The sequence below is a fragment of the Planktosalinus sp. genome (assembly GCF_059864935.1).
In genome coordinates this window covers 1-6,606 of sequence record NZ_JCBCCK010000158.1, presented here as the reverse complement: position 1 = coordinate 6,606, position 6,606 = coordinate 1, and the positions used below count along the sequence as shown (strand labels likewise).

Genomic DNA, 6,606 nt, shown 5'->3' with positions numbered 1-6,606 from the left:
CCTTTATATTCAGGAAATTTTTTGCTCATCGGGTGCTGCATTTTTATAAGGTTGCGAATTTACAAAAAATTAAAAAGCTTAGAACATAAAACTCTTAGAATGTGTACACGAAGTGCTTCAAAACAAAAATAAATATTATCTCTACTGAAATTTTAGTAATTTAGTAAACTCCTATTTAATGGTAATTAAATTTTAACTGAATGAAAAAATTATTTACTCTTTTAGTTTTAGTAATTGCCTCCATTATTACTACAGCTCAAAACCAAGCCCTTCTTGATGAAAGTTGGTTTGTAAAGAGCCTAACCATTAACGGACAAACTACGCAAGCCCCATCCACACCGGAAATGACTATCCAGACTTTTTTTGACACCAATGACATGCTTAACGAAATGTGTTGTGCCGGTCAAATAGCGTTGCAACTTACTTTTGATAACACCCTTCCCTTTTTTCATATTAATAGCATCAGTACTATTATTGAAAGTTGTACTGAAAGTAGCTTAAATAACTTTAGAGACTTGTATATTGATTTTTTTCAAGTCAACACCGTTGATGAATTTGACTATGACATTCAGCAGAATATGGGTGGATTAGGCGATTATCTGAAACTGACAGTCACCAACCCGGCCGGAGACATTATAGAACTTTACAATACCCCCCATGACCTTCAAGTGGATTACTATGTTTTTGGTGATGACCCTCCCTTCCATACCTAGTGGCTTTTAGCTGGCATGTATGTTAATTGGATTCCGATTCAAATTCCTTATTCGATAGCCCAACAAACTACCATAGCTTTTTCAAAAGATGGTAGTTTTAAAAGCCAGATTTGTGGTGAAATTGTATCAAAAGCCGCCTTTATAAATGATGATGGTGGTGGCGAGTTTGGCTCTGGAGATTTTTATATTTTGTGTGAAGAATTATATTTCACACCCGGTAATTGTCAAAATACAACTACTACAGATATTGAGCAACATTACTATAATTTTCTTCAGAACCTTGCAAACGGAAACACTGCTGTTTACCAGAGAGGACATGCGGATTTCGCAGATTTTTGCTGAACTATAGAAATCATAGAACTTTATGACGCGATAACTAACACATACGTCTACTTTGTAGATTGTTTAGAGCCATTGTCAACATATACATTTAACCAACAATCTGCTCTAATAATTTACCCAAACCCCACAAATGATTCAATTACTATTCATACAGCCTTTTGCAGTTCCTGTTCAGTCAAAATTTATAACACTAACGGTAAATTGCTTTACAATCAAAGCTTAAAGGCATCACAAGATAAAATAGATGTGAAACAACTAAGTAATGGGATTTACTTTGTAGTAGTAGAAAATGAATTGGGGGCAAAGCAAATACAGAAGTTTGTGAAAAAATAAGAAGCCCTCCCCAACCCTCCCCAAAGGGGAGGGAGTTTAGAACTCTATAAAAAGCACTTAAAATAAGTTCCCCTCCTTTGGAGGGGTTAGGGGTGGCTTAAAAACTATACTTCACCGCCACAATAAAATTCCTTCCCGGAGCAGCAATTCCTGAAGAATAAGTGCGGTACCGCTGGTCTGTAATATTTTCAAGAGAAGCTGAAAGTTGCAAGGCATTGGTTAATTGATACTGAGTCGCCAGATTGAGGGTGTACCAACCCGGAGAATAGAGGTTTCCATTCTCATCTTCAGGGTAGATTTCCGGTTTGTTGGCTTCTGACGGGGCCAGGTTTTCGGCTCTTATTTGTCCGCTGTAACGGGCAAAAGCATCTACTTTTAGTCGGTTGCGTTTCCAAACCAGGTGGGTATTTCCAAATTGTGGGGGTGCGTGTCGCAATGGGGCTTTGTCGCCATAGTCCATTTCTTCATAACCTTTGGCGATGGTGTAGTTTGTATTTAAACTCAAATTTTCACAAAAGTTGATTTGAACAGTAGCTTCAAAACCATACACTCTGGCGTCAGAAGCGTTTTGAATGGCTTGTACATTGCTTAATTCTCCTTGATAGACGATTTCGGTTTCGCCGTTTAGGTTAAAATCACTTCGCACAAGGGCATTGTCGAGTTTGGTGTAAAAAGTGGCCAATTCCACTTTAAGGATATTATCAAAATTGAGGGTGGCACCTACCTCGCCGTTATAGGAATATTCAGCTTTTAAATTGGGGTTGGGAACGACCACACTTCCAGGTTCTGAATCAAATATTTTTCCGATGTCGTCAATGTTTGGCGCTCGGTAGGCTGTGGCAAGATTTGTTCTCAAACTGAGTATATCACTCGCTTTATAAGTAAACCCAATGCTTCCCGTGAGGTTGCCGGTGTTGATTTGGGCATCATCAAATGGTAGATCATAAAAACGGTTGCCAAATGTAGCGTCTATCTTGAAGTGGCTGTATCTCACACCGGTTTGTAAGGTGGTTTTTGGCGACATTTTCCAAAGCATATTTACATAAGCGGCATAGGATTGCCAGGAGGAACCGTCAGGATAACGGGCAGCTGTTTCTTCCTCTTCATCAGTCAAAATATTGGTTACTTTTCCTGAAGAGCCCACTGCATTTCGTACATATTCCAAACCATAAAAAAGGTCTACCTCATGGATGTTTTTGGTAAAATCTAAGTTTGCTGAAAGCGCATCTACTTGTTCCATGCTATGATACAAATTGGATGAACCCACACTTCGGTTGTTTCTGCTTTCCTCAAAAAACTGATACCCCACGATGAGTTTGGAGTCATCATAAAACAAACTTCTGCTTTTTCGCTCCAGCTGTAAATTTCCTGAAAACCACACTTGCGGACCGTAATACCACTCGGCATCACGCAGGTTGCCATCTCTTTCTCGTGTGAGGCGGTCATAGCGTGAAAAGTCTGAGGTTTCTGAATACAACAGGTTTAAGGTAAAATCCCAAATTTCATTGGGCATAAACCGCACTTTTTGAGCCAGGCTCAACTGGTCATAAGCGGTGGGTTTTTGAACCAGCGGATTTGAATTGGCCACCTGCACATCTTCACCGTCAATTCTTTGGATGTAAAAGTTACGCAGGTAATCGTCGGGGCCGTGTTTTCCCATTCTAAAATCGCCAAAATCACTGTAGGAAATGCTGCTTAAAAAAGCCCATTCCTTAAATCCGAAATTCAAATCGATGTGTCCGGTTTTTTCTTCATTGGCCGTTGAATATCGGGCGATGGCATTGCCCGAAAAAGCCATGCCTTCCTCAAAGGAAAACTTGGGTTTCAGGGTGTAGAAATTCATCACCCCCCCCACGGCATCGCTGCCGTAAACCACTGAGCCGGGGCCGATAATCACTTCGGTGTTTTCTACCACAAAGGGATCGATGGAAAGGATGTTTTGGATGTTCCCTCCCCTGAAAATGGCGGTGTTCATACGCACACCGTCAACGGTCATCAATAATCGGTTTGTTGAAAACCCGCGAATCATCGGACTTCCTCCGCCCATCTGGCTTTTTTGGACAAATACTTTTCCGCTGTTGCTTAACAAGTCGGCTGTGGTTTGCGGTTGGGCAAACAGGGCGTCATCTGCATTGATACTGACAACTGATTGAGAAACTTCCCTCCTGCTTTGCCTGAATTTGGTTACCGAAAGTACAATTTCATCCAGCTGTCCTGTTCCGGGATGAAGTAAAACCTTGTTATTATTTTTTTGGATTTGTGTTTTTGTAAATGAGACCAATTCATAGGAAGTGTGCTGAAAATAAACCGTTTCATTACCCGAAAAGTTGTCAAGATTAATCTTTCCGTCAAGGTCTGAAATACCGTTTTTGGTTTTGTTGTAATTGTAAAAAGCCACACCCGGAACAGGCTCTTTGGTTTCTGAGTCAAGAATGTAAACCTCTTGACCAAAGACAAAAAATCCTGAAAAAATCAGAAGCAAAACAGTTAATTTATGTGGCATGGTCAGTTAAAAATTTGATTTAAAACCGAAAGCGAATTTGGTGTTTTAAACCCTTGAAGGTGTAATTGAAAATAAAGCAACAACAGTTGCAAACACGCCTCGCGCTCTTTTTTTGTTGGTTTTAAGTCTTTCAAGGCATCAAAATTTGTGCCGAAAAGCCTTTTAAAAAGCGGGTTTTCAGAATTTGCTTCGACGCAATAGATGTTTGTGACTTCGGTTTGAAAAATGCCGTCTATAAGGTTAAAAACAGGAAGTGCTACTGTTGAATCATCCGGATAGAACCCCAAAAAGTCTGAAAGTTTTAGAAGAAACAGTAAATGAAAGTTTGCAATATGTTCGTTTTCATCCAGCCAGATGAATGCTTGTTCAAGAAAATCAAACAGCTTTTCATTTTTTTCTTCTTCGACAATGCATTGTTTCAACACTTCCGACAGAAAAAGCACCAGCGAAGATTTTACCACTTGATTGTGAAGTGTATGGTATGGCCGGGAAACTTTCGCATCAAGCAAATACTCGAGCGTGCCTTTATTCTTGTGGTTTGCACTGATGTCGAGTAAAGTGAGTGGTTGAAAATAAGCCGTCCTGAACTTGCCTTTTTTTGATTTTAAAATGCCTTTGAGAATGTAGCTTTTAATGCCTTCGGCTTTGGTAAAACATTTGACAATCAGGTCTGCCTCGCCAAATTTAACAGTAGAAATCACTATGGCCGGCGTTGTGACGAGCATTATCTTACAATCATTACTTTGGCAATATTGGTTTCGGTGCCATCATCGGTGGTCGCCATAATAAAATAAACTCCTGAAGACACTTTATATTTTCCAAAAGCACGAGTATCCCACTGAATGCTCCCACCTTCTGCCACACGTTCAAACACGAGATTGCCATTCACATCGGTGATTTTAACATTGGCTCTTGCGGTGAGCCCGTCGATGGTGACGTTTCCGGTAAATTGGGGTCTCACCGGATTTGGAAAAGCCCTAAGAGACCTCAGGTTGTCACGTGGGGCCGTGGTTGTACCTTTATAGGCCACTAATCCATTCCCGGCAGCAAAATAGACCACCCCACTATCCGGATCGATGGCAATATCTAAGACGTTGTTTGAGGGTAATGGCGAATTGTCTTTAGTAAATCTCAATAGTGTTTCTTGCCCGTTTGCAGAAACATAAAACACCCCTGATGATGCTGTAGCAATCCATTTGTTGTTGGCACCATCTACTGCTATGTCTGTAATTGACTGTTGGAACAACAATTCCTGTGGAACGCCGTCGTCATCAAGAATGATAATGGGCTGGGCGTCAACATTGGTGTTTTCCTGAAAAAATCCACTTGTGTTAAACAATACCCGCAAACCTCTTAATGTGCCGATCCATACTTGATTTCTATTGTCAATAGCGACTGCTCTAACACTCTTATCAGGCAAATTTCCATTTCCTAATTCTTCCCCTATTTTTTTAAATTGGTTTGTGTTTGGGTTAAACCCTATCAAGCCGTTTATACTACCGCCAAAAAAAATATTGCCTTCCCTGCTTATATCCAGTTTATTAAGTCCTGTTTCATTTATAGGCTGAGGGATAACACTGGTGATATCAAAGCCTTGTATTTGTCCTCCAGTGTTCAAACGGTGTAAACCTTTAGTTGCTCCAGATTGTACAAACCACAAATTACCATTGCCGTCAAATTCTGAACCATAAATTCGAATATCACCTAATGGATTATTTGGAGTTATAAAACCGCGTTCAATACTTGAATTTGTATCATCATATAAAATTGATGGAATTTTATTTTCAATCTTTAAAAGCCCGCTAAACATAGAGCTGGCATAAACCTCAGTGGGATTGTTAGGATTGATTTTAACATGGGTAATCGCTACAGCATCCAAAACACCTTCATAAGGAATATTCGTCCATTCATTATTTTCAAAATGGCTGATGCCTCTTCGGTTGGGATTGAGCGGATAAGGGTTGAAAAATAACGACACTGCACCATATACCACCCAAAGCTGGCCCGGCGTGGCATCAATGGCAAACGGACTGTTTAACAATGGCCCTTCAGGAAGAATCTGGTTGGCTTCATTTCCGTTAAACGGAACTTCTAAAACCCCGAACTGTTGTGTGGCTAAGTACACTTTTTCATTATAAGCCAATGAGTTTGAAAGTGTATATTGAAAATCAACAACATTATTTACTGTCGATACTTGATTCATTAGAACGTCAAAAACTGTTGATCTTGTGTGAGAAGTAACTGTTAAAAAATTATCAGACGTATAAATGTTTTTATTTGCTTGAGGAAAAGTGGCAACAACCGTAATATTTCCATTTGTCAATCGCAGTAGCCTTGAGTTAAAATCTATTCCATAAAGCTGATCTCCAAATGATTGAATTCCTAAAATGCCAAATGGATAAAAATCATTCCATTCTTGAAAATTGATGAGGTTTGGGTTATTTACATTGGCGGCTTTCACCTTGTTGTTCATAGCCGCATAGATTATTCCGTCTTGAACAGTTACCTGATTCACACCAACCTGAGTTCCTATGTCTCCAATAAAATAAGTGTCCCCAAACTCCAGTTTGGTAAGGTCATATACTGAAATACCAAATTCTGTTGAGATGTACACATTGCCGCTAAACTCATAAAAATGGTTGATCCGCTTTTGGTTTGGGGGGATTGTAGGTTTGTTTAAAATATCAATAACCCTTAAAACGGTATTGTCATCAA

At 39.7% G+C, this 6,606-nt stretch carries 6 protein-coding genes; 3 read left to right on the top strand and 3 right to left on the bottom strand.

All coding sequences use genetic code 11. The annotated features are described in order from the left end of the window. Positions 1–200 precede the first annotated feature (200 nt). The 3 genes from AC6F75_RS06230 (at position 201) to AC6F75_RS06220 (ending at position 1,388) form a co-directional block, all read left to right on the top strand. Positions 201–713 carry a hypothetical protein gene (locus AC6F75_RS06230; RefSeq protein ID WP_500714090.1) on the top strand — a complete coding sequence of 171 codons (513 nt, stop codon included), beginning with the start codon at positions 201–203 and terminating at the stop codon, positions 711–713. A gap of 15 nt (positions 714–728) precedes the next feature. After that, the gene (locus tag AC6F75_RS06225; protein ID WP_500714089.1) at positions 729–1,055 is read left to right on the top strand and encodes a hypothetical protein; all 327 of its coding nucleotides are present in this window, start codon (positions 729–731) and stop codon (positions 1,053–1,055) included. 72 nt (positions 1,056–1,127) lie between these two features. After that, positions 1,128–1,388 carry a T9SS type A sorting domain-containing protein gene (locus AC6F75_RS06220; RefSeq protein WP_500714088.1) on the top strand — a complete coding sequence of 87 codons (261 nt, stop codon included), beginning with the start codon at positions 1,128–1,130 and terminating at the stop codon, positions 1,386–1,388. 97 nt (positions 1,389–1,485) lie between these two features. Here the strand turns inward: AC6F75_RS06220 and AC6F75_RS06215 are convergent, their stop codons facing one another. From AC6F75_RS06215 to porZ, 3 genes are all read right to left on the bottom strand, one after another. Then, positions 1,486–3,891, bottom strand: coding sequence for a TonB-dependent receptor domain-containing protein (locus tag AC6F75_RS06215; protein WP_500714087.1), 2,406 nt, complete (start codon positions 3,889–3,891; stop codon positions 1,486–1,488). A gap of 2 nt (positions 3,892–3,893) precedes the next feature. Beyond that, complete coding sequence (gene recO, locus AC6F75_RS06210) at positions 3,894–4,616, bottom strand: DNA repair protein RecO (RefSeq protein ID WP_500714085.1); 723 nt, start codon at positions 4,614–4,616, stop codon at positions 3,894–3,896. Beyond that, the coding region (gene porZ, locus AC6F75_RS06205) for a type IX secretion system anionic LPS delivery protein PorZ (protein ID WP_500714084.1) at positions 4,616–6,606 on the bottom strand (1,991 nt) is incomplete at its 5' end. The genes recO and porZ, both read right to left, overlap by 1 nt.

Excerpts from the sequence above, each read along its gene's own strand:
- recO (WP_500714085.1), bottom strand. The coding sequence starts at position 4,616 with ATGCTCGTCACAACGCCGGCCATAGTGATTTCTACTGTTAAATTTGGC.
- AC6F75_RS06230 (WP_500714090.1), top strand. The coding sequence starts at position 201 with ATGAAAAAATTATTTACTCTTTTAGTTTTAGTAATTGCCTCCATTATT.
- AC6F75_RS06215 (WP_500714087.1), bottom strand. The coding sequence starts at position 3,891 with ATGCCACATAAATTAACTGTTTTGCTTCTGATTTTTTCAGGATTTTTT.
- AC6F75_RS06225 (WP_500714089.1), top strand. The coding sequence starts at position 729 with ATGTATGTTAATTGGATTCCGATTCAAATTCCTTATTCGATAGCCCAA.